The organism is Pseudoalteromonas luteoviolacea (assembly GCF_001696455.1).
Lineage (GTDB): Bacteria > Pseudomonadota > Gammaproteobacteria > Enterobacterales > Alteromonadaceae > Pseudoalteromonas > Pseudoalteromonas luteoviolacea_C.
Window position 1 is genome coordinate 1,906,827 of record NZ_MAUJ01000001.1, and the last position, 23,565, is coordinate 1,930,391.

The 23,565-nt window shown below is 43.4% G+C and carries 22 protein-coding genes and 1 pseudogene; 9 read left to right on the forward strand and 14 right to left on the reverse strand.

Annotated elements, in window-relative coordinates; translation table 11 throughout:
• Window positions 1-6: 6 nt before the first annotated feature.
• The 8 genes and pseudogenes from fliJ to A7985_RS08350 all read right to left on the reverse strand — a co-directional run bounded on the left by fliJ (window position 7) and on the right by A7985_RS08350 (window position 8,429).
• A complete protein-coding gene (gene fliJ, locus A7985_RS08315; protein WP_063370698.1) occupies window positions 7-453 on the reverse strand; it encodes a flagellar export protein FliJ in 447 nt (148 codons plus the stop codon).
• Window positions 453-1,796 (reverse strand): flagellar protein export ATPase FliI, encoded by a 1,344-nt coding sequence (fliI, locus tag A7985_RS08320; protein WP_065789923.1) that lies wholly within the window; start codon window positions 1,794-1,796, stop codon window positions 453-455. The genes fliJ and fliI overlap by 1 nt, the downstream gene beginning before the upstream one ends.
• Window positions 1,797-1,816: 20 nt before the next feature.
• Window positions 1,817-2,635, reverse strand: a complete 819-nt coding sequence (fliH, locus tag A7985_RS08325) for a flagellar assembly protein FliH (protein ID WP_065789924.1) — start codon at window positions 2,633-2,635, stop codon at window positions 1,817-1,819.
• A gap of 3 nt (window positions 2,636-2,638) precedes the next feature.
• Window positions 2,639-3,679: a flagellar motor switch protein FliG gene (gene fliG / locus A7985_RS08330; protein WP_063356978.1), complete on the reverse strand. Its 1,041-nt coding sequence runs from the start codon at window positions 3,677-3,679 to the stop codon at window positions 2,639-2,641.
• A pseudogene (fliF, locus tag A7985_RS08335) lies at window positions 3,672-5,391 on the reverse strand (flagellar basal-body MS-ring/collar protein FliF). Before fliF ends, fliG begins: the two are co-directional and overlap by 8 nt.
• Window positions 5,392-5,416: 25 nt before the next feature.
• Window positions 5,417-5,752 carry a flagellar hook-basal body complex protein FliE gene (gene fliE, locus A7985_RS08340; protein ID WP_065789925.1) on the reverse strand — a complete coding sequence of 112 codons (336 nt, stop codon included), beginning with the start codon at window positions 5,750-5,752 and terminating at the stop codon, window positions 5,417-5,419.
• Between the two features lie 164 nt (window positions 5,753-5,916).
• The gene (locus tag A7985_RS08345; protein ID WP_065789926.1) at window positions 5,917-7,323 is read right to left on the reverse strand and encodes a sigma-54-dependent transcriptional regulator; all 1,407 of its coding nucleotides are present in this window, start codon (window positions 7,321-7,323) and stop codon (window positions 5,917-5,919) included.
• The gene (locus A7985_RS08350; protein ID WP_065789927.1) at window positions 7,320-8,429 is read right to left on the reverse strand and encodes a sensor histidine kinase; all 1,110 of its coding nucleotides are present in this window, start codon (window positions 8,427-8,429) and stop codon (window positions 7,320-7,322) included. The genes A7985_RS08345 and A7985_RS08350 overlap by 4 nt, the downstream gene beginning before the upstream one ends.
• A gap of 233 nt (window positions 8,430-8,662) precedes the next feature.
• On the opposite strand from A7985_RS08350, the gene A7985_RS08355 reads away from it, so the two are divergent.
• Window positions 8,663-9,268, forward strand: a complete 606-nt coding sequence (locus A7985_RS08355; protein WP_065789928.1) for a DNA-3-methyladenine glycosylase I — start codon at window positions 8,663-8,665, stop codon at window positions 9,266-9,268.
• A 14-nt stretch (window positions 9,269-9,282) separates the two neighbouring features.
• On the opposite strand, the gene A7985_RS08360 is transcribed toward A7985_RS08355, so the two are convergent.
• Window positions 9,283-10,722, reverse strand: coding sequence for a sigma-54 dependent transcriptional regulator (locus A7985_RS08360; protein WP_065789929.1), 1,440 nt, complete (start codon window positions 10,720-10,722; stop codon window positions 9,283-9,285).
• A 149-nt stretch (window positions 10,723-10,871) separates the two neighbouring features.
• Window positions 10,872-11,660 carry a flagellin N-terminal helical domain-containing protein gene (locus A7985_RS08365; protein WP_065789930.1) on the reverse strand — a complete coding sequence of 263 codons (789 nt, stop codon included), beginning with the start codon at window positions 11,658-11,660 and terminating at the stop codon, window positions 10,872-10,874.
• A gap of 226 nt (window positions 11,661-11,886) precedes the next feature.
• Between A7985_RS08365 and pseB the strand changes: the two genes are divergently transcribed.
• Genes pseB through A7985_RS08380 form a run of 3 tightly spaced genes read left to right on the forward strand, consistent with a single transcriptional unit; the run spans window position 11,887 to window position 15,205 of the window.
• The gene (gene pseB, locus A7985_RS08370) at window positions 11,887-12,888 is read left to right on the forward strand and encodes a UDP-N-acetylglucosamine 4,6-dehydratase (inverting) (RefSeq protein ID WP_065789931.1); all 1,002 of its coding nucleotides are present in this window, start codon (window positions 11,887-11,889) and stop codon (window positions 12,886-12,888) included.
• The gene (gene pseC, locus A7985_RS08375) at window positions 12,885-14,063 is read left to right on the forward strand and encodes a UDP-4-amino-4,6-dideoxy-N-acetyl-beta-L-altrosamine transaminase (RefSeq protein ID WP_065789932.1); all 1,179 of its coding nucleotides are present in this window, start codon (window positions 12,885-12,887) and stop codon (window positions 14,061-14,063) included. The genes pseB and pseC overlap by 4 nt, the downstream gene beginning before the upstream one ends.
• 8 nt (window positions 14,064-14,071) lie before the next feature.
• The gene (locus A7985_RS08380; protein ID WP_065789933.1) at window positions 14,072-15,205 is read left to right on the forward strand and encodes a Gfo/Idh/MocA family protein; all 1,134 of its coding nucleotides are present in this window, start codon (window positions 14,072-14,074) and stop codon (window positions 15,203-15,205) included.
• A gap of 32 nt (window positions 15,206-15,237) precedes the next feature.
• Here the strand turns inward: A7985_RS08380 and A7985_RS08385 are convergent, their stop codons facing one another.
• From A7985_RS08385 to pseI, 4 genes are read right to left on the reverse strand one after another with little or no spacing between them, the layout of a single operon-like run.
• On the reverse strand, window positions 15,238-16,782 hold the full coding sequence (locus tag A7985_RS08385) for a class I adenylate-forming enzyme family protein (RefSeq protein WP_256096654.1): 1,545 nt from the start codon (window positions 16,780-16,782) through the stop codon (window positions 15,238-15,240).
• Complete coding sequence (gene pseG / locus A7985_RS08390) at window positions 16,751-18,340, reverse strand: UDP-2,4-diacetamido-2,4,6-trideoxy-beta-L-altropyranose hydrolase (RefSeq protein ID WP_065789934.1); 1,590 nt, start codon at window positions 18,338-18,340, stop codon at window positions 16,751-16,753. The genes A7985_RS08385 and pseG overlap by 32 nt, the downstream gene beginning before the upstream one ends.
• Entirely contained in the window at window positions 18,337-18,585 is a 249-nt protein-coding gene (locus A7985_RS08395; RefSeq protein WP_256096655.1) for a hypothetical protein, read from the reverse strand. Before A7985_RS08395 ends, pseG begins: the two co-directional genes overlap by 4 nt.
• Window positions 18,585-19,625 (reverse strand): pseudaminic acid synthase, encoded by a 1,041-nt coding sequence (gene pseI, locus A7985_RS08400; protein ID WP_065790062.1) that lies wholly within the window; start codon window positions 19,623-19,625, stop codon window positions 18,585-18,587. Before pseI ends, A7985_RS08395 begins: the two co-directional genes overlap by 1 nt.
• 167 nt (window positions 19,626-19,792) lie before the next feature.
• Between pseI and A7985_RS08405 the strand changes: the two genes are divergently transcribed.
• Genes A7985_RS08405 through A7985_RS08425 form a run of 5 tightly spaced genes read left to right on the forward strand, consistent with a single transcriptional unit; the run spans window position 19,793 to window position 23,564 of the window.
• Window positions 19,793-20,536, forward strand: coding sequence for a glycosyltransferase family protein (locus A7985_RS08405; protein WP_256096656.1), 744 nt, complete (start codon window positions 19,793-19,795; stop codon window positions 20,534-20,536).
• Window positions 20,537-20,544: 8 nt separating this feature from the next.
• Window positions 20,545-21,024, forward strand: coding sequence for a hypothetical protein (locus tag A7985_RS08410; protein ID WP_065789936.1), 480 nt, complete (start codon window positions 20,545-20,547; stop codon window positions 21,022-21,024).
• Window positions 21,021-21,968: an NAD-dependent epimerase/dehydratase family protein gene (locus A7985_RS08415; protein ID WP_065789937.1), complete on the forward strand. Its 948-nt coding sequence runs from the start codon at window positions 21,021-21,023 to the stop codon at window positions 21,966-21,968. Before A7985_RS08410 ends, A7985_RS08415 begins: the two co-directional genes overlap by 4 nt.
• Window positions 21,965-22,576, forward strand: coding sequence for an SIS domain-containing protein (locus A7985_RS08420; protein WP_065789938.1), 612 nt, complete (start codon window positions 21,965-21,967; stop codon window positions 22,574-22,576). Before A7985_RS08415 ends, A7985_RS08420 begins: the two co-directional genes overlap by 4 nt.
• Entirely contained in the window at window positions 22,569-23,564 is a 996-nt protein-coding gene (locus A7985_RS08425; RefSeq protein ID WP_065789939.1) for a GDP-mannose 4,6-dehydratase, read from the forward strand. The genes A7985_RS08420 and A7985_RS08425 overlap by 8 nt, the downstream gene beginning before the upstream one ends.
• Window position 23,565: the final 1 nt, after the last annotated feature.

Sequence of the window (23,565 nt, forward strand, 5' to 3'; positions counted from 1 at the left end):
AAGCCATTAATTAGCCAACTTGCGTCTCATAAAGATGTTTGTTGCAAACTCATCGAGCATTTTTTGCTCTGCTTTTGCTAATCGCTTTTGTTTTTCAAGTTCTTTTTTCTCTATCAGCTTTGCAATGGCTTTCACTTTAGCCTGTTGAGCCAGCCACAGCTTACGCCGTTGCTCCACAACCCGTTTTGCCGTGGCAACGGTATTTGCCTGTTGCTTAATGGCTTCTTCAATCTTATTGATAAAACTATGATATTGTGAGAAACCACTACTGCTTAATCCCTGTAATGCTTTATTGTGCAGTTGTTGAGAATACTCTAAGCGGAAATCATTCAACCCTTTTAGCTTTTGCTGGTTGTCATGCAAGCTACGCTCGGCTTGAACAAAATTGACTCTCAAGCCATCTTCTTTGTCAGATTCTAGTTTATGTAATAACGCAAGTTTGGTTTCTGCCATTAGCCTTGTCCTAATAGTTGTGCAAGACCCTGCAAGCACTCATCATAATTCAGCACTTCTTTCATGCCTTGTTGTAAAAAGCCATTCACACTTGGCATCATTGCAATGGCTTGGTCTAGCATCGGGTCACTCCCCTGCTGATATGCACCCAAAGTGATCATATCCTTGTTTTGTTGGTACATGGAGTAGACTTGCTTCAACACCCTAGCTTGTTGCATATGTGCGTCAGATACAACTTGAGGCATGACACGTGAAATGGATTTTTCAATATCAATGGCAGGATAATGACCACTGTCCGCAAGATCTCGAGACAGTACAATATGGCCATCTAGAATCGCCCTAGCAGAATCGGCAATCGGGTCCTGCATATCGTCCCCTTCACTTAAAACAGTAAAGAATGCCGTAATTGAGCCTTGCCCTTCACCACCGTTACCTGCTCGCTCTACCAATGCGGGTAACTTCGCAAATACTGAGGGTGGATAACCTTTTGTCGCAGGTGGCTCGCCAACCGCCAGCGCGATTTCACGTTGTGCCATGGCATAACGCGTCACCGAGTCCAGTAACAACAAAACATTTAAGCCCTGATCTCTGAAGTACTCGGCGATTGTTACGGCACTTTCGCACCCCTTTAATCGCATAAGTGGGGAAGCATCCGCTGGAGCCGCCACCACAACAGAGCGTCTTCGTCCCTCAACACCGAGTATTTCATCAATAAACTCTTTTACTTCTCGACCACGTTCACCAACCAACCCTACGACAATGACATCGGCTTCACTGCCTCGGGTCATCATACCCAATAGAACAGACTTACCGACACCACTACCAGCGAACAACCCCATCCGTTGCCCTTGGCCCACCGTGATTATTGAGTTGATTGCCCTCACCCCGACATCCATTGGTTCACTAATTGGACGCCTCGCGAGCGGATTAATCTGTGCTTGCGCAAACTTTAGCCTAGCATCGGCTTGAATTGCACCTAAACCATCAAGTGGACGACCGAGTCCATCAACTACTCGCCCTAAGAGCCCCATGCCAACAGGTAACCCGGACTCTTTCACTTGGGGAATAACCCGGGCACCTGGCAGAACGCCAGAAATATGATCATTCGGCATTAAATACAAAATATCGTCATTAAAGCCGATGACTTCAGCATCTACAAAACCATTGATCGTTTCGATTTTACACTGGCTACCCACGGCGGCATTTAAGCCTTTTGCTTCAAGGGTCAAACCAACAACACGTGTGAGGCTGCCCGCAACGGCAACCCCATAAGGCTGGATATGTTTTTGATATGAACTAATTCTTTGCGCCAGTGGCTGATGTTGAAGCTCAGTTTCTGTCATGAATATTGAAGCGATAAATACTAGATACCGCTATCATGCAAAAACTTCTCCAATATTTCGCTTATGCGATTTTTGACGGTCAGATCAATAGAAGAAATTGGAGATTTAATCTCACACCCACCGCGCTCGAGGGTAGGCTCTGGGATCAATTGCCACCTTTGTTTTGCTAGCATGTCGCTGCCATAGGCCTCTTCCACAAGCGTCAAATCTTCTGGATGCAGATGGACTTTTAGTTGCACTTCTAAAATGGGCAAAGCATCTAGTCCTTTCTTAAGTGCTTGAAGGATCAAGTCAGGGCTTGTTTTTAACTCATGAAATGTGATTTGCTGTGTCAATAAACTGACAAGCTGAATAAGCTGTTTTTCACACGCTTCATCTACTTGTTGCAATGGCTCATTTATCTTGTCAACAAGGCCTGAGAGCATTTGTAAACGCTCTTCAATGAGTGGCTTAGCATCTTCGATGCCTTGCAGCTTACCGGCTTCGATGCCCTCTTTAAGCCCCGCTTCGTTACCTTCTTTGGCTCCTTTTTCGAAGCCTTCGATATAACCCTGTTCATGTCCCTGTTTCAACCCTTCTTCATAGGCATCTTGGCGGATCTGCTCAAGCTCCTCAAGTGTCAATGTCGGAATTTCTGCCTCAACGGTTTCAGGCTCTGTTTGACGCTCCGTTTTCGTGTATAGCTCTTCAAGTGGAGTACCCATTGCCGTTGAGCGACCTGATAAACCACTCAAGTCTTCTTTAACATCAGGAATGTCCCAGTCTTCAAGATGCTCTAGCAATGCATCAACAGCTTCACCATGAACAGGTTTGCCGCGATATAACTTTGGCTCAGACATAATTTATAGGAACTCCTCACCGCCACCGCCGCCAAGCATGATTTCACCAGAGTCGGCCAGACGTCTCGCTGTCGCTAGGATTTCCTTCTGAGCCGCTTCAACTTCACTGATCCGCACCGGAGGCATCGCTTCAAGATCGTCCGCCATCATTTCCGCTGCACGTTTCGACATGTTACTTAAAATCTTGTCTTTTAATGAATCGTCAGCTCCCTTAATCGCTTTCATCAGCACATCTTGTTGTACTTCACGAAGGATGGCCTGAATTCCTCTATCTTCGACATCCATCAGGTTCTCAAAGACAAACATCAAGTCTTGGATTTGCTGTGACATTTCTTCGTCATGTTCACGAATTGAGTCCATTAACTGCCCTTCAACATTCGTATCTAGGTAGTTCATAATATCTGCCGCAGCTTTAAGACCACCCATCTTCGCAGCTTGCGCACCAGCTTGACCCGCAAACTGTTTCTCCATAATTTCATTTAGTTCTTGTAGTGCCGCAGGCTGTACTTCTTCTAAATTGGCAATACGCATTGTTAAGTCGAGCCTTACCTTCTCTGTAAACTGAGAAAGGATCTCTGCTGACTGCTCTGGCTCTAAGTAAGACAATACGATTGTTTGGATCTGCGGGTGCTCATTGCGGATGATATTAGCAACCTGCTTAGAGTCCATCCATTTAAGGGAATCAAGCCCTTTTGCGCCTGAGCCCATAACAATTTGGTCGATAAGACTCGCGGCTTTGTCCTCACCAAGGGCTGCGGTAAGGGCCTTTTTAATAAAGTCTTCAGATTGAAATCCAATTGTACTGAAGCTTTGTATTTGCTCAATAAAAAGGTTATGAACTGCACTGATTTTAGACTGAGATAAGTCATCTATCGCAGCCATCGCCATGCCTACTTTCTGTACTTGTTTTGGCTCAAGGTGTTTTAATATCTGCGCTGCATCTTCTTCCGTTAGGCTGAGTAGCAAGATGGCGGCCTTATCGACCCCATCTAGCTTCTCAACATCGAAAGCTGGCGGCAGTTGTTTTTGTTCTTCATCACTCATCTTCAGTTAACCACGCTTTGACCACTTGTGAAGAAAGCTCTGGTTCATTCGCAACTAGTGCACGAACCGCTTTCAATAGATCTTCATCTCCATGTAAGTCTGGCAATTGTAATGTACCATCGGAAGAGAAGCCAACAGCAGATTCATCAAAGTCATTACTTAGCATATCAAGTGTACTATCGCCTAAGTCTACACCAGCAGTTAATGCATCTTCATCATAGTCTTCTAGTGTGTCATCTGGGTATATCAATCTCTTCAGCATAGGGCGAACTACAGCCATAATCAACACGATGATTACCAATGCGCCTGCCGCGAGTCTAACAACCTTCATGAACCACTCTTGTTCCCACAAAGGCATTTCGGATGCTTCTAAGATATCTTCACGTACAAATGGGACTGTCACGACTTCTAATGCATCACCACGCTGCATGTCAAAGCCCACGCCACCTTGTAAAAGTCGACGTATATTATTTAATTCTTCTTGAGAGCGAGGCGTCATCACCATATTGCCCTCTGCGTCAGCCTTGGCAACATAATCGACAGCCACTGACACACTGATACGACGGATCACGCCAGTTTGTTGACGCTTATGAGAGATAGTCGTGTCCAACTCATAGTTACGTGTTGCTTCTTTTTGTGAACGCGTTGGGGTCGTGCCTTTGCCACTGCCACCAGCACCTGCGATTTCTGGAATATTTGACGTCTACCGGCGGTTGGTTTGTCAGTGCGCCAGGAATACCAGCCGTGATACCACCGATATTGCTCTCCTCGAACGTAGTTTCACTTCTTACCGCAGGTAAATCTGGATTAAAACGCTTCTGTGTTTCTTCAATTGCGCTGAAGTCCATCGTTAAATCGACCTGAGCAGTAAAGTTGCCTAAACCAACGACTGGGATCATGATACTGTCGATTTTCGATAAATATTCAGACTCACGTTTACGTTCGATTTCATACTCTTTGCGAGAGCGTGCAGCCAAGGAATCCTGAGATCCTGAATTTAATAGACGACCATTTTGATCCGTTACTGTAACACGTGATGGCTCAAGCCCTTGAACGGCAGATGCAACGATATCAACAATCGAGTCTACCTCTTCACCATCAAGCGTGCGACCACGCTTCATGGTTAATACAACCGTTGCAGAAGGTTTTTTCTCACGACGAGCAAATACGTTCTCTTTTGGAATTGCCAAAAGCACTTTTGCTCTGTTGATATCTTGCAACTCTTCAATGGTTCTCGCGAGTTGCTGTTCACGGCTGTGCTTAAGTCTTTCTCTTTCAAGGCGCTGACTGACACCAAAGCCCATGTCTTGCATCAAAATGTCTGTGCCTGACGACGGTGATTGCGTAAAGCCGTCTCGGGCCATTTTTAATTTAATATTTTGATAATCCGTTTCCGCAACCATGATGGTGTTACCATCTAGGTCATATTCAATTTTTTGCGCATCTAAAAAGTCGAGTGTTTGAACCAGCTCATCAGTTGGATATTGACCTAACGGGCGCATGTCAGGTTGACGTGCCCAGATAATAATAAATACGGCGATTGCTAAACATATTGCCAGTGCGATTACGAGCGTAACTTGACGTAGCATATCAACGCCGCTTAAAGCACTGAAATAACCAGATTTTTGCTCTTGCTGTGTTTCAGCACCTTCAGCGACTGCTCCTGCTGGACCATCTGAAAGTGCTAAATCTGTCGATTGATTTGTAGCCACAGTTACTCTCCACTAACTCTCTGAATTACACCGGCATGCTCATGATATCTTTATAAGCTTCAACAAGCTTATTGCGCACCTGAACCGTCGCTTCGAAAGCTACAGATGACTTGTTTTTCGCAATCATAGCTTCTGCCAACGAGACGCTTCTATCACCCATCTCGACCGCAGTTACTTTTGCTTTTGTATCTCTTTGCAAATCAGCAACGTTATTCAACGCATTTGAAAGTATATCGCCAAACTGTGCACTCGATGTAGCGGCTGTCGCTTGCGCTGGTACTTTCGTCTCTGGCTGGACCCTACCTGCTTGAGAGGCCATAGACTGCATTTCTTGATATAAACTGGTGTTTTGAATTTTCATATTGCTCACCCTGTGAGATTACATATGAATAGTTAAAAGCACTTTTTGTGCCAACTTTTATTTCTTTATATTCAACAACTTAAAAAGTAATAAGTAATATAAATGGGAGGACAGAATTTTGACGGGAGAATAATTGGCCAGGCTGAGCCTGGCCAATTTGATATTTATGCTGGAACTGGCAAACCTAAATCTCTCATTTTAGCCAATTTATATCGCAGTGTTCTTGGACTAATACCCAGAATCTCTGCAACATCTTTTCTTTTACCATTACAGCGGGTCAAGGTATCAAGAATAATTTGATGCTCTTTGTCTTGTAACTCTTCTTTATAACTTAACGCGTCACCCTGCGTAGAACTCGCACTACTTTCGGTTGAACTCACATAGGGTGATACATCTAACTCAACAGGGCTGCTTAATGGTGCCACCGCTATACTTAACTCAACCGGCTCAAAATTTTCAATAAATATATCTGTATCAGTAACTTCGCTACCCTGTTGTAAAATTAGCGCTCTTTGTACAACGTTTTCAAGCTCCCTTACATTACCAGGCCAAGCATGTTGCAATAACTTTTCTTGCGCTCCTGTTGATAATTGAGGCGTAGGCTGTCCGGACTTTTGACAGTGCCTTTCCATTAAGTGACATGCGAGTGGAACAATATCCGCAGCTCTGTCTTTCAAAGGCAACCAAGTCAATGGGAAGACATTTAATCGATAATATAAATCTTCTCTGAATTTGCCCTCAGCAACGGCTTCTTTAAGATCTCGGTTACTGGTCGCCAATACGCGCACATCTAATTCAATTGTTTTACGACCACCCAGTCTTTCGACTTCACGCTCCTGTAAAACACGCAGCAATTTAGCTTGTAACCCCAGATCCATCTCAGTAATCTCATCTAGCAAGATAGTCCCTTTTTGCGCCTGCTCGAATTTGCCCGGACATGCTTGAATAGCACCGGTAAATGCGCCTTTTTCGTAACCAAATAAAGTTGCTTCTAGCATATTCTCAGGGATCGCTGCACAATTAATGGCAACGAATGGCTCACTGCTTCTCTCTGAGCTGTCATGAATATATCTTGCAAGTACTTCCTTACCAGAGCCACTAGGGCCTAAAACCATAACGCTGGCATCGGATTGCGCGACTTTTTTGGCCAGCGTTAACAGCTGTAAGCTTTTCACATCAGCTACGATGGGCCCTTCAGTCTCTTTTTCCTTCTCCGGCATATAGCGGCTGACCATGTTCAGCAATACTTCTGGTGCAAACGGCTTTGCCATATAGTCAATAGCGCCTAGTCTCATTGCTTCAACAGCGTCATCAATGGTGGCATATGCAGTCATCATTAGAACAGGCAAGTTTGGATAATTTAGCTTAATGCTCTTGAGCAAATCGATGCCGCTCATTTGTCCCATTTGCACATCGCTAACCACTAAAGAAAAGCTTTGTTGCTTGAGTAACACCATCGCTTGCTCTGCACTATCCGCCTCAACACATTCAATACCAGCAAGCTCTAAAGTATCTAAGAGTGCTTCGCGTAAACCTGCGTCATCTTCAACGACTAGAATTTTATTACTCATACGACCTCCTGAAGCTGAGTGTGTTGAGAAATCGGTAATAGCATGCTAAAACACGCTCCTCCGCTTGGCATGTTATCTACTTCAACACGCCCTTTATGTGAATTGGCCACCGAGCTGACGACTGCCAGCCCAAGGCCCGTACCTTGTGATTTGGTTGTAAAAAACGGTTCAAATAATCTGTCAGCCTGAGACAAATCTACCCCTGGGCCATTGTCACTCACAGAAATTCTTACTTGCTCATCTTGTGTTTCTCGGGCCGCACGCAACGTTATTTTTGCACCCGGTCCAATCACTTGAACACTGTTGTGGATCAAGTTCTGGATTGCGCTTGCAAGTGCCGTTTTGTTACCAATAATCTCGATGTCTGGCTCCGGCAAAATGACTTCCATCGCAGCGCTATTCAATGACAACATTGCATCTGCACCAACTTTGACTTCATTCAGTAACTGTTGCATCGAAACGCGCTCAACAACTTGCTGCTCACCACTTTTGGCAAACAACAACATGTCATTCACTTGGTTTTCTAAATCTTTGAGGCGAGACATGAGTTTGTTATGAAACTTTTCTCTAGACGGCGTTGGCAAATTCGCACTGCCTAAGTTTGCACCGTAGAGCATTGCAGCAGATAGTGGCGTGCGCACTTGATGTGCCAAAGAGGCAACCATTTTGCCAAGCGCACTTAGTCGTTGCATGTGTGCAACCCTTGCTTGCAATTTACGTGTTTCAGTTAAGTCAGTCATTAATATTAATTGACCAGGTTCAGGCGTAAGTGCCGTGATCTCCAACTTGATAAGTCTGCCATCTCGCAAAGACACCTCATGACCATCATCTTGTTGCGGACTAAAAGAACGCTGAATGATGTTAAACCACTTCTCACCTTCTAATGGTTCTCCGAGCATATCTTTGGCAATTTGATTTGCCTTTGCGATCATGCCTTGTCCGTCCAGCACAACAACACCAGCAGGCATTGTGTCAACTAAATGGCTTAGCCAACTCGCTTGCTGCCTTAGGTCGCTCAGTTCACCAACATAAGCTTCTTGCAACAAGCAAGGGTTGAATTGGTTTTCTGGCACAAATTGTGGATTTATCACTTTTGCTAACGCCATGACACTACTCTCATGAATCTTCCTAGCATAGATAAAGCAATCCCTGTGCCAAAGTTTATTTTAATTATTTTTCAAAAACTTAAGGCTATATTTGACACTAACAAAACTTTGACACTGTATTTTTATACAGATATAAAATATAGTTAGTTTAGAAATATTGACTAGTGTTAGCTCGATTTTCATATGTAAAGGTCGACTATTTGACAGACACGGTATAGAGAAAAGGAAACGCTATGTGTACCAGATGCTTGTGGCTTGATGCCAGTAAACCTGACTATGTTGCTTATCATGACGAAGAGTGGGGCGTACCGATTTGGGACGATAATAAACTGTTTGAGTTTATTACGCTTGAGTCCGCTCAAGCAGGGTTAAGCTGGTACACAATCTTGAAAAAAAGAACGCATTACCGAACTGCTTTTAAAGATTTTGATGTCAAAGCGGTTGCCAAAATGACCGAAGCAGATATTGAGCAACTCATGGACAACCCAGGAATTGTCCGTAATAGAGCAAAGATTAAAGCGACTATAAATAATGCTCAACGCTTTATTGAAGTACAACAAGAATACGGTAGCTTTGCCAAGTATCAATGGAGTTATGTTGATTTTGAGCCCATTATCAACAATATCCGCGGGAGAGAAGACTACCCAGCTACCAGTGAAATCAGTGAGCGCTTTGCGAAAGATTTAAAAAAGAGAGGATTTAAGTTTTTAGGTCCGACGACTGTTTACGCACACATGCAAGCCAGCGGTATGGTGAATGATCACGATAACGACTGCTTTAGGAAGCAGCCATTGATTGAACATGCAAAGTCTCTCGACCTGAGCGCTCTGCTGAACTAGCCAATCTGAACCGACTAGTCTCGGTTCAGATTATACTTTTTCATTTTTTCGACAAGTGTTGTACGTCTCACACCCAATATTTCAGCAGCACGCGCAACAACATAGTCGTACCTTTCTAAAGCTTGCGTGATTAAGCTAACCTCTAAATCAGCAAGATAGTCCTTCAACTCAATACCCTCATCTGGCAACAGACCGAGAAGCGGTTGCTCAGCAGTGTTATCCATTTCTTCTTCATCATCAAAGTCACTAAAGCCATCGCTAAACAACTCATTGAAGGCATCTTTTTCTAGTAATTCCTCAGGGTATTCCGGCTCAAACGCCTCTACTTCGATGTAACGGTATTTGGTTGGCAAATCGGTGACGTCCACCAGCTTTTCAGGGAACATGATAGCCATACGCTCCACTAAGTTTGCCAACTCTCGAATGTTACCCGGCCAAGCATGTGCTTTTAGACTCTCAATAGCCCGATCGGTAAACTTAACCCCCTTGTTACCTTGTTCCGTCACTCGACGGAGCAATTCTTTGAGTAACAATGGAATGTCGTCTACACGCTGGCTTAACGAAGGGTTTTCAATTGGAAACACATTGAGTCGATAAAACAAATCTTCACGAAACTTTCCCGTTTCAATCATTTCTTCAAGGTTGCGGTGTGTAGCCGCAATGACACGTACATTTGCTTGAATAGGTTTAGTACCACCCACTCGCTCATAGCTACGCTCTTGCAACACCCGTAATAGTTTAACCTGCATTTGTAGTGGCATGTCACCTATTTCATCCAAGAATAGTGTGCCATTTTGTGCCAGTTCAAATCGCCCTTTACGAGCCGATATCGCCCCAGTAAACGCGCCTTTCTCATGACCAAACAACTCACTTTCAAGCAATTCTCCAGGGATCGCACCACAGTTTACTGGTACAAATGGACCTGAAGAACGCGTTGACAGCAAGTGAACGTTTCTTGCTACCACTTCTTTACCCGTGCCAGATTCCCCAAGAATGAGAACATTTGCATCGGTCTTTGCAACTTGAGATATTAAGAACCGTACTTCTTTAACCGCTTCAGTGTCGCCGACGAGGCCATCAAATGCTTTGGCATCTTTGCTTTGGCCGCTTTGACCTGGCAGTAAGCTCAAATACTGCTGGCAGTCATGTAACAACTGCATAGTGATATCATGACTAAACGGCTCACTGATCAAACCAATTACATTGGCTAGTGACATTAAAGGTCGAAGCGTCTCACCCACCAGGATAAAAGGTTGCGCAGGCAGCTTTTTAATATGGTGCTCGTGATCCAATCCATTTAGTGCACCAAGTACAATAGTACATTCTTGATATTTTTTGACCAACTCTGGGGTAAATTCTGACTCAGCAGTAACTTTTGCAGCTTGCCCACAGAATGTTAGTGCCGCAGCTAATCCAGAAGCACGATTATTGTTGTTATCGATGATCAGTATCATTTGGACTGGATCCAAGTGTTTTTATAAGTCTATGAGGGAGATTGTAAGGGAGTATCTAAGGGATGCAATACCTAAGTGGCAATTTATTGACATTAACGCCAAATAAATGCCACTCAGTATGTTTCATATCAATACAAAAGCATTACATTTTACTGAAGTAGGCTCAAAACTGATGATGCCGATTGATTTGCCTGACCTCTGAGCGCAATTGAAGTTTGCGATAAAATGTCATTTGCAGTCTTCTCTGCTGTTGCTTGTGCAAAGTCCGTGTCTGCGATTCGACTTTGGCTTTCTGCAATTCTGTCGCTTTGGTTACCAAGCCCTCTTATCGTACTATCCAACGTATTTTCAAATGCACCAAGCTGTGCTCTTTGAGAATTGACGTCTTTTGCAACTTGGTCAGCCGCCGTGATTGCAGCTTGAGCACCAGCTTGCGTCGAGATATCTACACTCAAAATTCCAGCAGCAACAGTACCGTCGGTTGGGGTAAAGCTTTGCGTCGTGTTAGCATCTGGACCAACCTGAAAACTCGTCTGTTGACCGTCAAATAGAGGGTCACCACCAAATGTCGTATTATCAAAGGTTTCGGTGATTTGTGACTGAAGTTGGGAAACTTCATCTTGCAATGCTTGTCTGTCACTATCAGACAAAGCACCGTTACCAGCTTGAATAGAGAGCTCTCTAATACGGCCAACCGCATCGTTAACGCCCGACAACGCAGAGTCAGCAGTTTGAGAGTAAGAAATGCCATCATAGGCGTTTCTTACAGACTGATTTAGACCGTCTTGTTGAGATGTCAGTCGGTTAATAATTTGAAGCGCCGCAGCATCATCAGCAGCTGAATTGACCTTTTTACCCGTCGCCAACTGTTGGCTTAACTTATTGTTGGTTTGCTCTGTACGGTTAAAAAAAGAATTACTTGGCGAATTAATTTGCATCACACTCTCCAGTCTAGTGCTCATACTCTTAGTTTACGCCTACTCGCTCAAAAAGTCATCTATCGCAATAAATTAACCCACAGCGCCAGTTTAAATACTGCAAAATTTAAAAAAGTGATATAAAGTATTGAGTAATCACTTTTTTTTAGGGTGCTGATGCAAACTCTTTACCTAATACTTTTTTCTACAGTGTAAAGAAATGATTGCACCTTTAGATGGGTAAAATATGTTTGATAATAAAACGATCCTAATCACTGGCGGAACCGGCTCTTTTGGTAAGAAATACGTTAAAACGCTACTTGAAAGGTATCGCCCTAAAAAGATTATTGTTTTTTCACGCGATGAGCTAAAACAATTCGAAATGCAACAAGTTTTTAATCAGCCTTGTATGCGCTACTTCATTGGCGATGTACGCGATAGAGAAAGATTGAGACGTGCAATGCAAGGTGTAGATTATGTCATCCATGCTGCTGCCTTAAAACAAGTCCCTGCTGCAGAATACAACCCGATGGAATGTATTAAAACCAATATAAATGGTGCAGAAAATGTAATTGAAGCAGCATTGGATTGTGATGTTGATAAGGTCATCGCATTATCAACGGACAAAGCGGCAAATCCAATCAACTTATATGGCGCGACTAAGCTTGCTTCCGACAAGCTGTTTGTCGCAGCAAACAATATTGCAGGCGGCCACAAAACCATGTTTTCTGTCGTACGGTATGGAAATGTGGTTTGCTCTAGGGGGTCTGTTGTGCCAGTCTTCCAAAAGTTTATTGATGAACAACAAGATCATATCCCTATAACTCACCCGGACATGACGCGCTTTTGGATCAGTCTACAACAGGGCGTCGACTTCGTTCTCAATAATTTTGAACGCATGTTAGGTGGCGAGATTTTCGTTCCCAAAATACCGTCTATCAAAATTACTGATTTAGCAACAGCGATGGCACCAAACCTAAAACAAAAAGTGGTTGGCATTAGACCCGGTGAAAAGCTTCACGAAGTGATGTGTCCTGAAGATTTATCTTTTGATACGTTTGAATTTGAAGACCACTTCGTCATTGCACCAGGGATAAAGTTTAGCAGCAGAACAAATGATTTTGATGTTAACGCGCTCAATGAAAAGGGAAAAGCCGTTCCGCCGGGATTTGAATACAACTCACTGACAAACGCTGAATATTTATCTGTCGAAGAAATAGCTGAGTTTAATAAACAGGCACTTTTATGATCCCTTACGGTAAACAAGTCATATCGCAATCTGATATTGATGCAGTAATTGAAGTCTTAAACTCACCTTGGTTGACTCAAGGGCCTAAAATCCCTGAGTTCGAATCATCAGTAAGGCAGTATTGTCATGCAAATCATGCCACTGCGGTGAACAGTGCAACTTCGGCACTACATATCGCCTGTCTTGCGCTAGATGTTGGACATAATGATATTGTATGGACATCGCCCAACTCTTTTGTAGCCTCTGCAAACTGTGCACTGTATTGCGGCGCAAAAGTCGACTTTGTCGACATTGATTCAAACACAGGCAACATGTGCGTGAATAATCTTGAGTCAAAATTAATCAGCGCGCGAGAAAATAACGCCCTCCCTAAAGTCGTCATTCCAGTACATTTTGCAGGCCAATCTTGTGATATGGAGACATTGCACAATCTAAGTGTCGAATATAACTTCAGGATCATTGAAGATGCATCCCATGCCATTGGCGGACAATACAAAAATCACCCTGTGGGTAATTGCCAATACTCGGATATTTGTATTTTTAGTTTTCACCCAGTCAAAATTGTTACCTCAGCTGAAGGCGGTATGGCACTCACCAACAGCAAAGAATTGGATGAAAAATTAAAGCTATACCGAAGCCACGGTATCACAGCAGACCCTCATTTGTTGGAAAAAGATTCAGATGGGCCTTGGTATTATGAACAACAGGCTCTGGGCTTTAATTATCGAATGACGGATTTACATGCCGCACTAGGTATATCACAGCTTAATCAGTTAAATCAGTTTGTCAGTAAACGAAATGAACTTGCAGCATACTACGATGCGTTGTTCATCAAACATGATGAGATTAGACCACTCACTCAAAGCGACGATGTTTATAATGCATATCATTTATACGTCGTGCGGATTGCCAATGCGACTCCACTCTTACATAAACAAATTGTGACGGAACTGCGGGCTAAAAATATCTTCTGCCATGTGCACTATATCCCGATATACTTACAGCCATACTATAGGCAGAAGGGGTTTCAGCAAGGGTATTGCCCTAACGCGGAAGCATATTATCACAGCGCGGTTACTTTACCCCTCTTTCCTGAACTGACACAACAAGAGCAAGACTACATTGTTGCGACATTCGTTGAGACACTGACTGAATTGAGTAACGCCGAAAAATAGGGAAAACCATGTCAAATCGCTGTTTAAAACTTGCATTTATTGGGGGCGGCGCCAATTCAGCTGTTGGGTATGTACACTTCTCTGCAGCTCAACTAGATAATCGATTCCAAGTCGTGGCAGGTGCGTTTAGCCGAGATAGCGAGCAAAATAAACTCACCGCACAGCAATGGGGCATTGACAATAATCGTGTTTATGCTGATTGGCAAGATATGCTCAACGTTGAACGCCACAACATTGATGCTGTGGTGGTGTTAACGCCAACACCACATCACTTAGAAGCCCTAGAAACACTGTTTAAGCTCAACATTCCGACTATTTGTGAAAAGTCGCTGGTCTGTGGCAGTGATGAAATTCAGCAGCTAGCTGAAAAATATGACGCAAAAAAACACTTTCTTGCTGTTACATTCAATTATTCTGGTTATGCCATGATTAGGGAGCTTAAAAGCCTAATACAGCATAATAAGCTAGGTACTATTCAAAAAATACATTTAGAAATGCCACAGGAAGGGTTCAAAAGACCACCTGAAATTGCGGGAAAGGCGTCTCCACCTCAAGCTTGGCGTTTACAAGACTACTCCATGCCAACAATTTGCCTTGATTTAGGTGTACATTTGCATCACCTATCAAGCTATTTACTTGAGATAGAACCAGAAAAAACCAGTGCGCTCTTCGCTACCCATTCTGAATACACTGATTTGGTGGATGATGTGCAAATGCTGTTAAAGTACCCAAACAACATCACAGGAAGTATGTGGATGTCGAAAACGGCGATCGGTCATAGAAATGGCTTAAAAGTGCGCGTGTACGGTACTGAAGGAAGCGCATTATGGTATCAGCTCAATCCAGACGAACTGGAGCTCAACTTCAACGATGGGCGCAGGGAAATACTGGATAGAGCCGGCCAATGTCAGTATGCGAATCAATTTAGATACAATCGGATGAAACCAGGCCACCCAACGGGCTTCGTAGAGGCATTCGCTAATCTTTACACTGATATACATCTCGCGTTAGAGAGCTATTTAGCTTCAAAAGACAATGCCAATGAATATGTCTTTGGTTTTGAGCAAGCCCGTGATGGCTTAGCATTGTTTGAAGCTGCAACCCGCTCCAATCAATCTGGCACTTGGGAAAGTATCAAATAATACCTAAGGGTGAAGGCTATGCCTTCACCCTTTTATTGGTTTTGTAACTTAACGTCATTTCTCAGCACTTTGCCCATTTGATTTCTTGGCATTTCATCCAAGCGCACGAATTGCCGAGGTTGCTGATAGTCAGTTAATTCCTGCAAGCACATTAGTCTAAGCGCTTTATCCAAAGACGCCTCTCCTCGCTGCTCATAAGCAACTCGGATCACTTCCCCTAATTGAGGCTCTGCTACGCCAAATGCAACACATTCGACAATGTCAGGATGGCGTTTAATCACAGCTTCAATGTCTTGTGGAAAAATATTGATGCCACCACTAGAGATAACCTCTTTTTTTCTACCGACATAATATAAATACCCGTATGCATCGAGATAACCCAAATCACCCGTGTAGAAAAAGCCCTCAGAGTCATAAGCCGCTTCTGTTGCATCTGGCATCTTGTGATAGCCACTAAACCCCGTAAGTGTTTTACAAGCAATCTCCCCTACTCCACCAACAGCGAGATGTTGACGCTTATCATCGCAGATTTTTAAATCTACAAAAGGAAGCGCTCGCCCAACACTGCCGTTTTTATCTGGCTCTGCTGACACACAAAAATCTGTCACAACCCCTACTTCAGATGCGCCATAGCATTCGTGAAATGCACAGTTCAATCGACCCAAAAGCGCCTTTTTTGACTCGGCATTTAAAACCGCAGAAGAGGAAACTAGGCAACGTAGAGAGCTCAAGTCAAAATCAGGGCCTTGATAAGCAAGAAGACTTTCTAATTGCGCAGACACCGCGAATAAAAAACTTATTTGATGAGTCTCAATGGCATCTAACCAACTTTGTAAGACAAACTTGGCCATAATCACGGTGGTTGCGCCCAGCATCAATGGCATCAAAACGCCGCGCTGAGCAAGCGAATGGTACAATGGCGTAGCCACCAACACCTTGTCACTTTCAACCAAGCCATAATAATTTTTAGTCGCTTCAATTGCACGCTGCACTTTACAATGTTGACTCAATACAATCGGTTTGGGTGCACCTGTAGAGCCCGAAGTCATGGTCAAAATAAAGGGCGCATGCACATCAACAGTGGTTTCAACAACGTCCAATATCTCATTATCTTGTTCGTTAAAAACTTGCTGCCATGTCATTTCATCAGCAACTGACTTTTCGAAACTAATTAACCTGTCTTGCTCAATTAAGTCTTTATCAAGTAATACTTTGCTGATCGTAGGCCAAGCCAAAACTGCTGCGACAGGCGTTTTTTTCAAGGCAACTTCAAGCGCTGCGCCTTTTAAGCTCATTGGCAGTGGCACAACAGCCAACCCCATTTTTGCAGCTGTCATTAATACGATGGGATACTCTATCCCATTCGGTGCAAATAGCGCGATCCTGTGTCCTGCTTTCAGGCCTATCTTGGTAAAATATGAAGCTAACCGGCATACTTTCTGGTCCAACTCTTGGTAGCTTAAGCTAGTATGCTTGAAAATGACCGCTGTTTTATCGGGTGTCGATTGCACATGGCCTTGAAAAATGGCATAAATCCCACCCATCTTAGCCTCGGCTTGCTGGAAACTTGGCAACATAATTAAATTCTTCCTCTGATGCTTGGGGGAATAAACATTGCGTAACTAAAAACGCATCTGAAGCCTTATCTAACTCGATAAACCCTTCTTTTTGATTTAGCAAATTAACGAATTTATTCTCTTTATTAATTACAGCGACCCAAGTCGCGTTTGGATGTAACGCTTCGCAATAGGCTAACTGCCATTTTAATATCATTTGAGCATGGATAAAGTTCACCTTATCACTCGCCGCAAACCACCCCCCGTACAGGTACTCAGCATCTTTATGGCGATATACTTGATGCCACACATAAATTAACGGCGAGCCATTGTCTTCTAATACAAATGAGTGTCTTTGATTGTTAAACCACCAAGTGTAGTGATCTATGGGCTTGATAGAGTCTGTGATGGTCATCCGCCACATATTTTCTGAGCGATTACGAGCTGATAAATAGCGGTTTACGTCCGACAATTGAATTTCTCGAACGCTTAAAGAATCTGTTAATTTAGACACTTCCTCCCCAAGTTCAGGCTCTTCTAGCTTGGGCAAGCGGTCCAATAAATAACCACTTATCAGGTAATCAGCAATGTGCCAAGTACCTTGACCGTCGACTGGCACAGCCGGCCTTGAGCGTTGCTGCTCAATTAACTTTCTATGCTCGAATAAAGAGTGGATCAACCTTGCTACTTTGTCAGCGGGGAAAGTAAGTAAATCCTCAATATGATAAAAATGCCCAAGTTGTTCTAAATCTTCAATGTTGTTGTTCTGATTTGCTGCTAACGAAAAGGTCAGTGCGGGTGTTTTAGTTGAGGCCAGCTCATACAATGATGTCCCCAAAGCTCCAACAAACAACCCTGTTTCTTTATAGTATTCAGATAAACTACTTGGCGCATGAACCAATGTTAAGTGTGAATACTGTTTACAAAAAGACTCTAGCGCTTCAACTTCAGTCGCTTTCGGGCCAATAATGGCAACTATTTCGTCAATTGCAGGCTCGAGTGTACACAACTGCTCAATAACAGTGCTTAGAGTACGCCAACTACCACCGCCACCAAGAGAGAAAGTAATACGATTAGTGCGGGAAAACGACGTATTCGCAGCTAAATGATACTCTGGGGATAATATGGCAAACGCTGGTCCGAGTAGCTTATCTGTCTCAGCAGGCACTAAGCCTTCATATCGGTCCGAAGTCACACTTCCGACCCACTTTATATCGAGCACCGCATCTGATTTATGTTGCCGAGCCAAGTCATCCACCGCAAGCAGTTTTATGCCATATGCTTTGATTTCCGCTTCCCAGCTCTCATCAAACGTATAGCCATCGACAATAAACCATTTAATCTCGTGCTTATGTGACTTCAAATAGGTTAAACAAAACCTAGCATCACCTTGGCAACTGTCGGTTTGAGGGACAATGACAAGCTCAGCATTTAAATCATTTGTAAAGCGCGCTATTGCATCACTTTGGTCAATAAAGAAAATAGTCGGTACGTTGCGTTTCTCTAACTCGACGGCAAGCCATTTCATACGCATAAAATGGCCCATTCCACATTGTGTATCTACACGAAATGCAATCATATACTTTCCATCAGAGCATTCACGAGATTGCCCACTATGGCATTTTTTTCATCCAACAGTAACTCTGGGGCAACAGCGACAGAAAAGTGTGCTTCTATTCCCATAGTCAGTGTTAATATCTCAAATGAGTCTAATTCACCCTCAGCAATGATATTATAACTTTCAAGTGAAGATGCGCTGAGTAATACGCCGCGCTCTTCTAAAAATTGCTGAATATAGTCAAGTAACGTCTCTCTAGAAATCATTATTGCAAGTCCTCCCAGCTTAACTGCGTACCGCAGGCCAACGCTTTATTGACACGGCGACCAATTAATCTAGGCAACTCTTGAGGCATGATCTCACCGCCTCCGGGACGCATTTGTCGTAAATGCGCCTCGGTCAGGATTTCATTCGCCTGAATGTCTTTAATAATATATACACAACGACGTGCCTTTGAGGCTTCACTTGGGTAGTGAACCGTGCCCATCGCCTTTTCAATTTGGCGCACGCCATGCACCAGCCCTTTTAACTCATCTGGCGTCATTGAAAAAAAGCTATCCGCGGTGTTATCTGTTTTATCCAACACAAAATGCTTTTCAATCATACAAGCACCAACCGCTACAGAGGCCAAAGGTACATCATTACCCAAGGTATGATCAGACAACCCCACTGGACATCCAAATGCGTCACGCATATGTGGGATCGTACGTAAGTTTATCGATTCAGCCGGGGCTGGGTAAGTGCTTGTACATTTCATCAATGCAAGCTCTTTCACACCTGCTTCTTCTGCCACTTTGACAGCTTGTGCAATCTCGATAAGCGTGGCACCGCCCGTCGACATAATCACAGGCTTTTTAGTTGCAGCTACATCTCGAATTAGCTGATGATCTATCAGCTCTGGGGACGCTATTTTATAGGCCGGTGCATCAAACTGTTGCAATAAATCTACGGCCGATTTATCAAATGGAGATGAGAAACACGTTAACCCTATCTTGGCTGAAAGCTCAAACAGCTCCGCGTGGAAATCCCAAGGCATGTATGCCCCTTTATAAAGGTCGTACAAATATTGCCCTTGCCAAGGGCCCGTTGCCTCAAAGTGCGGCAACTTGCAATCCATGGTTAATGTATCCGCGGTATAAGTCTGAAGTTTGATTGCATCTGCCCCAGCTTCTTTCGCTGCATGAACTAGCTCTTTGGCTTTACTGAGGGACTGACCATGATTAGCAGACATTTCAGCGATAATGTAGCAAGGTGAATCGTGTCCCACTTCCTTGCCATCAATCTGAAATTGAGATTTAAATTTCACAACATTCTCTTCTTTTGTTAGGCGCATTACACAAACTGTGAAGCAATTATTGCGCCGATAATTCACATCCGGACAAAAACCGCCCAATGCCAATAAACTCAACGCACACAATCATTTATTTATTCTGTATTTGAGTGTAATGATTTGCTATATTGAACGCAATTATAATGATAACAACGACTTCGATGGAAAACGTTCAAATCATCATTCAGGCCAGAATGACTTCTACGCGCTTACCCGGAAAAGTGCTCATGCCTCTGTGTAATTCAACCGTGTTAGAGGTCATGCTTGAGAGGCTAAAAAAATTCAAATCGCAAATAATCATTGCGACCACAAATGATGGCTCTGAGCACCCCATTGTGGCGCTTTGCCAAGAAAAAAATATTAAATATTATCAAGGTAGTACCGATGATGTGTTAGCACGTTATTATGAAGCAGCGGTTCGCTTTGGTGCGACCTCAAAGACCACGATTGTTCGGCTTACGAGTGACTGCCCTCTGATCGATTCTGAGCTAACACAACAAGTTATCGAAAAACACATGCATTCGGATTTTGATATCGTTAATCTTGGTCCGCACAGTGGCTATCCAAGAGGGTTGGACTGTACTGCATTCTCTTTCAGTCTACTAGAAAAGACCCACCAGCTTGCTACAACTTCACCCGATCGCGAACACGTGACATTGGGTATGGCAAAATTCAGTTCAATTTCAACATTTACGTTTGCCGAAGGTGAGTCTATAGAGCACTGGCGTCTAACATTAGATGAACAAGATGACTATGCAGCTATTCAAGCTATCTATGCCGAGTTTAACGATTCAACAGACTTTTCATACCAAGATTTAAAAAAACGTCTAAAGGAAAAGCCTGAGCTAACCGATATAAATAAACACGTTAGTCAAAAAGTAGTTTAGGGGCATCAATGGAGTACATTGTTAATGGCTCAGGTGAAAGCGGCAAATTCACCCGCAGTACTATTAATGCAAAAGGTGGCCAAGCAGCCTACCCTAACGACTCTAAAACCTCAAATGTACCCACAAAAGGTTCTATTGCTTTAAAAGCGACTCAGCACAATCAAACCTCGACAACACAACTTGCATGTCTTTATTTTAAAGAAGTCGATGCTGATAACCTGTCAATTAGACGAACAAGTACATGCAAGATTAACGTACTAGAAAATAGTTATAAATTTAAAGGGCAAAAAAATTGGCACACTCAGTTTGTTGCATCACAGACATGCTCGGCTCACTCTTTGTCTGGAAAACACCAGCATAAAGCCGACATAGTGCCAATTTCCCGAACCAATACACGCTCTACTTATGCGCATGAGGCCACTATGAGCTTGCTAACTAAACCCGCGCAACCCAAAAGTAGACAGCAATTTCGAGCAGAGAAAACATGACTGATAAAACAATTTTAGTTACTGGTGCTACAGGCTATAAAGGCACTGTTTTAGTCCCAAAACTTTTAGCCAAAGGGTATCGCGTAGTTGCCCTTGATACACAATGGTTTGGCAATTTTTTACCGAGTCACCCGAATCTAGAAGTGATTCAAGGCGATGTGAGAGACACCCACGCAATCGATTTAAGTGGGATTGATAGCATTATTCACCTAGCATCCATTGCTAATGACCCCTGTGGCGATCTCAATCCAAAATTAACATGGGAAGTCAGTGCCTTAGCCACGATGCAACTCGCCGACAAAGCCAAAAAGTCTGGCATAAAGCAGTTTATTTATGCTTCTTCAGGCAGCGTATACGGTGTAAAAGAAGAAGAGCAAGTAACTGAGGATTTATCTTTAGAACCTATCTCTGAATACAACAAAACTAAAATGGTTGCTGAGCGCGTCTTGCTTAGCTACGCCGACGATATGGCGGTGCAAATCGTTAGACCGGCAACGGTGTGTGGCCTGTCGGATAGAATGCGTTTGGATGTGTCAGTCAATATGTTGACAATGCAGGCACTTAAAAACAAAAAAATTACCGTATTTGGCGGTGCTCAAGTGCGCCCTAACATACACATCGACGACATTACAGACCTCTACATTTACATGCTCGAGCACCCAGAAAAGACTTCTGGCATATTTAATGCTGGGTTTGAAAATATCTCGATCATGGATATCGCTAAAATGGTGCAGAGCAAAGTAGAGTGTGAGATTGAAGTCACGCCATCGAATGATCCTAGATGTTACAGAATCAACTCGGACAAACTACTGGCTACCGGCTTTAAACCTAAAAAGGATGTAAATACTGCAATTGGCGAACTGATCGATGCTTTTGAAAATGGCAAACTCGAAGATCAAGAGCGCTTTTACAACCTTAAGTGGATGCAACGAGAAGTACTATGAGTAATAAACAAGGTGCAGTATCTGAACTGCCAATAAAACACCCAGCAGAGTCTATCACGGAAAACTATACTGCGACTTTAAGCCAAGTGCTGACGCAGCTCGATGGCAAACAAGTCGCACATTTAGTTGACACTTTGCTGGAGATGAAAAAGTCAAACGGCACCTTATTTATATGCGGTAACGGTGGTTCGGCTGCCAATGCTATCCACCTTGCTAACGATTTTACTTTTGGCATTCACCCCCAAGGTAACGCCTTAAAGGTTGAGTCTTTGGCCGCCAACAGCTCAGTACTGACTTGTTTGGGTAATGATATTGGCTATGAAAATATTTTCAGCCACCAGCTGAAAGTCAAAGCGAATCAACATGATGTATTGCTGGTGCTGTCAGGCAGTGGCAACTCTGAAAACATCATAAACGCGATTTCCCAAGCAAAATCAATCGGCATGACAACCGTTGGGATCCTCGGGTTTAAAGGCGGAAAAGCTAAACCAATGCTAGATCAAGTCTTTCATTTCGATATCCAAGACATGCAAATATCGGAAGATACCCAAGTGATTATCGGTCATATACTTATGAAAGCACTTTATCAGGAACTTAAAGATGTCTGATTCACCCATTTTGGTATTAGGAAGTAACTCATTTTCTGGGGCTTCTTTTTGTGCGCACATGCTCAAGCAAGAGCACAAAGTCATCGCTGCTAGCCGCTCTGAGGAGCCGCACAGCGCACTATTACCATATAGCTGGCTTGAACAAAAAAATAACTTAGATTTTCATCAGCTTGATCTCAACCATGACTTAAACGGCATCATGGCGCTCGTTAAAAAGCACAAGGTCAAGCACGTCTACAATTTTGCTGCGCAGAGTATGGTCGGTCAAAGTTGGGACTACCCAGAGCATTGGTTTATGACCAACTGCGTATCTACAGTTCAGCTCCATAACCAACTTAGGCACGTCGATCACCTAGACAAGTATATTCACATCTCTACGCCTGAAGTCTATGGTAGCTGCGAGGGGTTAGTGCCGGAGCACCGTAACTATAACCCAAGTACACCTTATGCAGTGTCTCGTGCCGCGGCTGATATGAGCTTACACACATTTTTTGACGTGCACCAATTTCCTGTTGTGTATACGCGTGCCGCAAATGTGTACGGTGAAGGTCAGCAATTGTATCGCATTATCCCGCGTACGATTTTATTTGCACTACTGGGCAAAGTTCTTCCGTTACACGGCGGTGGGCATTCAACGCGTTCATTTATACATATTGATGATGTGTCTAGCGCGACTCAAAAAATTGCCTTAAATGGGTCTCTTGGTGAGATTTATCACATATCGACGAAGCGCACGATTTCCATTCGTGCCTTGGTTGAATTACTTTGCGACATGTTACAAGTGCCGTTTGAGCAAGTATGTGAAGTGACTGAAGACCGCCTTGGCAAAGACGCAGCTTATTTGCTTGATGCTGCAAAACTTAGACAAGAATTAGACTGGCAAGATCAAGTTTCATTAGAGAATGGCCTCGAGCGCACCATAGCTTGGGTGCGCACTTATTTAGATGATTTAAAGCATCTTCCTGATTCCTATATTCATAAACCGTGAG

Bases quoted from the DNA above. Each gene is read 5' to 3' on its own strand.
- fliJ (WP_063370698.1), bottom strand. From the start codon at position 453: ATGGCAGAAACCAAACTTGCGTTATTACATAAACTAGAATCTGACAAA.
- fliI (WP_065789923.1), bottom strand. From the start codon at position 1,796: ATGACAGAAACTGAGCTTCAACATCAGCCACTGGCGCAAAGAATTAGT.
- fliH (WP_065789924.1), bottom strand. From the start codon at position 2,635: ATGTCTGAGCCAAAGTTATATCGCGGCAAACCTGTTCATGGTGAAGCT.
- fliG (WP_063356978.1), bottom strand. From the start codon at position 3,679: ATGAGTGATGAAGAACAAAAACAACTGCCGCCAGCTTTCGATGTTGAG.
- fliE (WP_065789925.1), bottom strand. From the start codon at position 5,752: ATGAAAATTCAAAACACCAGTTTATATCAAGAAATGCAGTCTATGGCC.
- A7985_RS08345 (WP_065789926.1), bottom strand. From the start codon at position 7,323: ATGAGTAATAAAATTCTAGTCGTTGAAGATGACGCAGGTTTACGCGAA.
- A7985_RS08350 (WP_065789927.1), bottom strand. From the start codon at position 8,429: ATGGCGTTAGCAAAAGTGATAAATCCACAATTTGTGCCAGAAAACCAA.
- A7985_RS08355 (WP_065789928.1), top strand. From the start codon at position 8,663: ATGTGTACCAGATGCTTGTGGCTTGATGCCAGTAAACCTGACTATGTT.
- A7985_RS08360 (WP_065789929.1), bottom strand. From the start codon at position 10,722: ATGATACTGATCATCGATAACAACAATAATCGTGCTTCTGGATTAGCT.
- A7985_RS08365 (WP_065789930.1), bottom strand. From the start codon at position 11,660: ATGCAAATTAATTCGCCAAGTAATTCTTTTTTTAACCGTACAGAGCAA.
- pseB (WP_065789931.1), top strand. From the start codon at position 11,887: ATGTTTGATAATAAAACGATCCTAATCACTGGCGGAACCGGCTCTTTT.
- pseC (WP_065789932.1), top strand. From the start codon at position 12,885: ATGATCCCTTACGGTAAACAAGTCATATCGCAATCTGATATTGATGCA.
- A7985_RS08380 (WP_065789933.1), top strand. From the start codon at position 14,072: ATGTCAAATCGCTGTTTAAAACTTGCATTTATTGGGGGCGGCGCCAAT.
- A7985_RS08385 (WP_256096654.1), bottom strand. From the start codon at position 16,782: ATGTTGCCAAGTTTCCAGCAAGCCGAGGCTAAGATGGGTGGGATTTAT.
- pseG (WP_065789934.1), bottom strand. From the start codon at position 18,340: ATGATTGCATTTCGTGTAGATACACAATGTGGAATGGGCCATTTTATG.
- A7985_RS08395 (WP_256096655.1), bottom strand. From the start codon at position 18,585: ATGATTTCTAGAGAGACGTTACTTGACTATATTCAGCAATTTTTAGAA.
- A7985_RS08405 (WP_256096656.1), top strand. From the start codon at position 19,793: ATGATAACAACGACTTCGATGGAAAACGTTCAAATCATCATTCAGGCC.
- A7985_RS08410 (WP_065789936.1), top strand. From the start codon at position 20,545: ATGGAGTACATTGTTAATGGCTCAGGTGAAAGCGGCAAATTCACCCGC.
- A7985_RS08415 (WP_065789937.1), top strand. From the start codon at position 21,021: ATGACTGATAAAACAATTTTAGTTACTGGTGCTACAGGCTATAAAGGC.
- A7985_RS08420 (WP_065789938.1), top strand. From the start codon at position 21,965: ATGAGTAATAAACAAGGTGCAGTATCTGAACTGCCAATAAAACACCCA.
- A7985_RS08425 (WP_065789939.1), top strand. From the start codon at position 22,569: ATGTCTGATTCACCCATTTTGGTATTAGGAAGTAACTCATTTTCTGGG.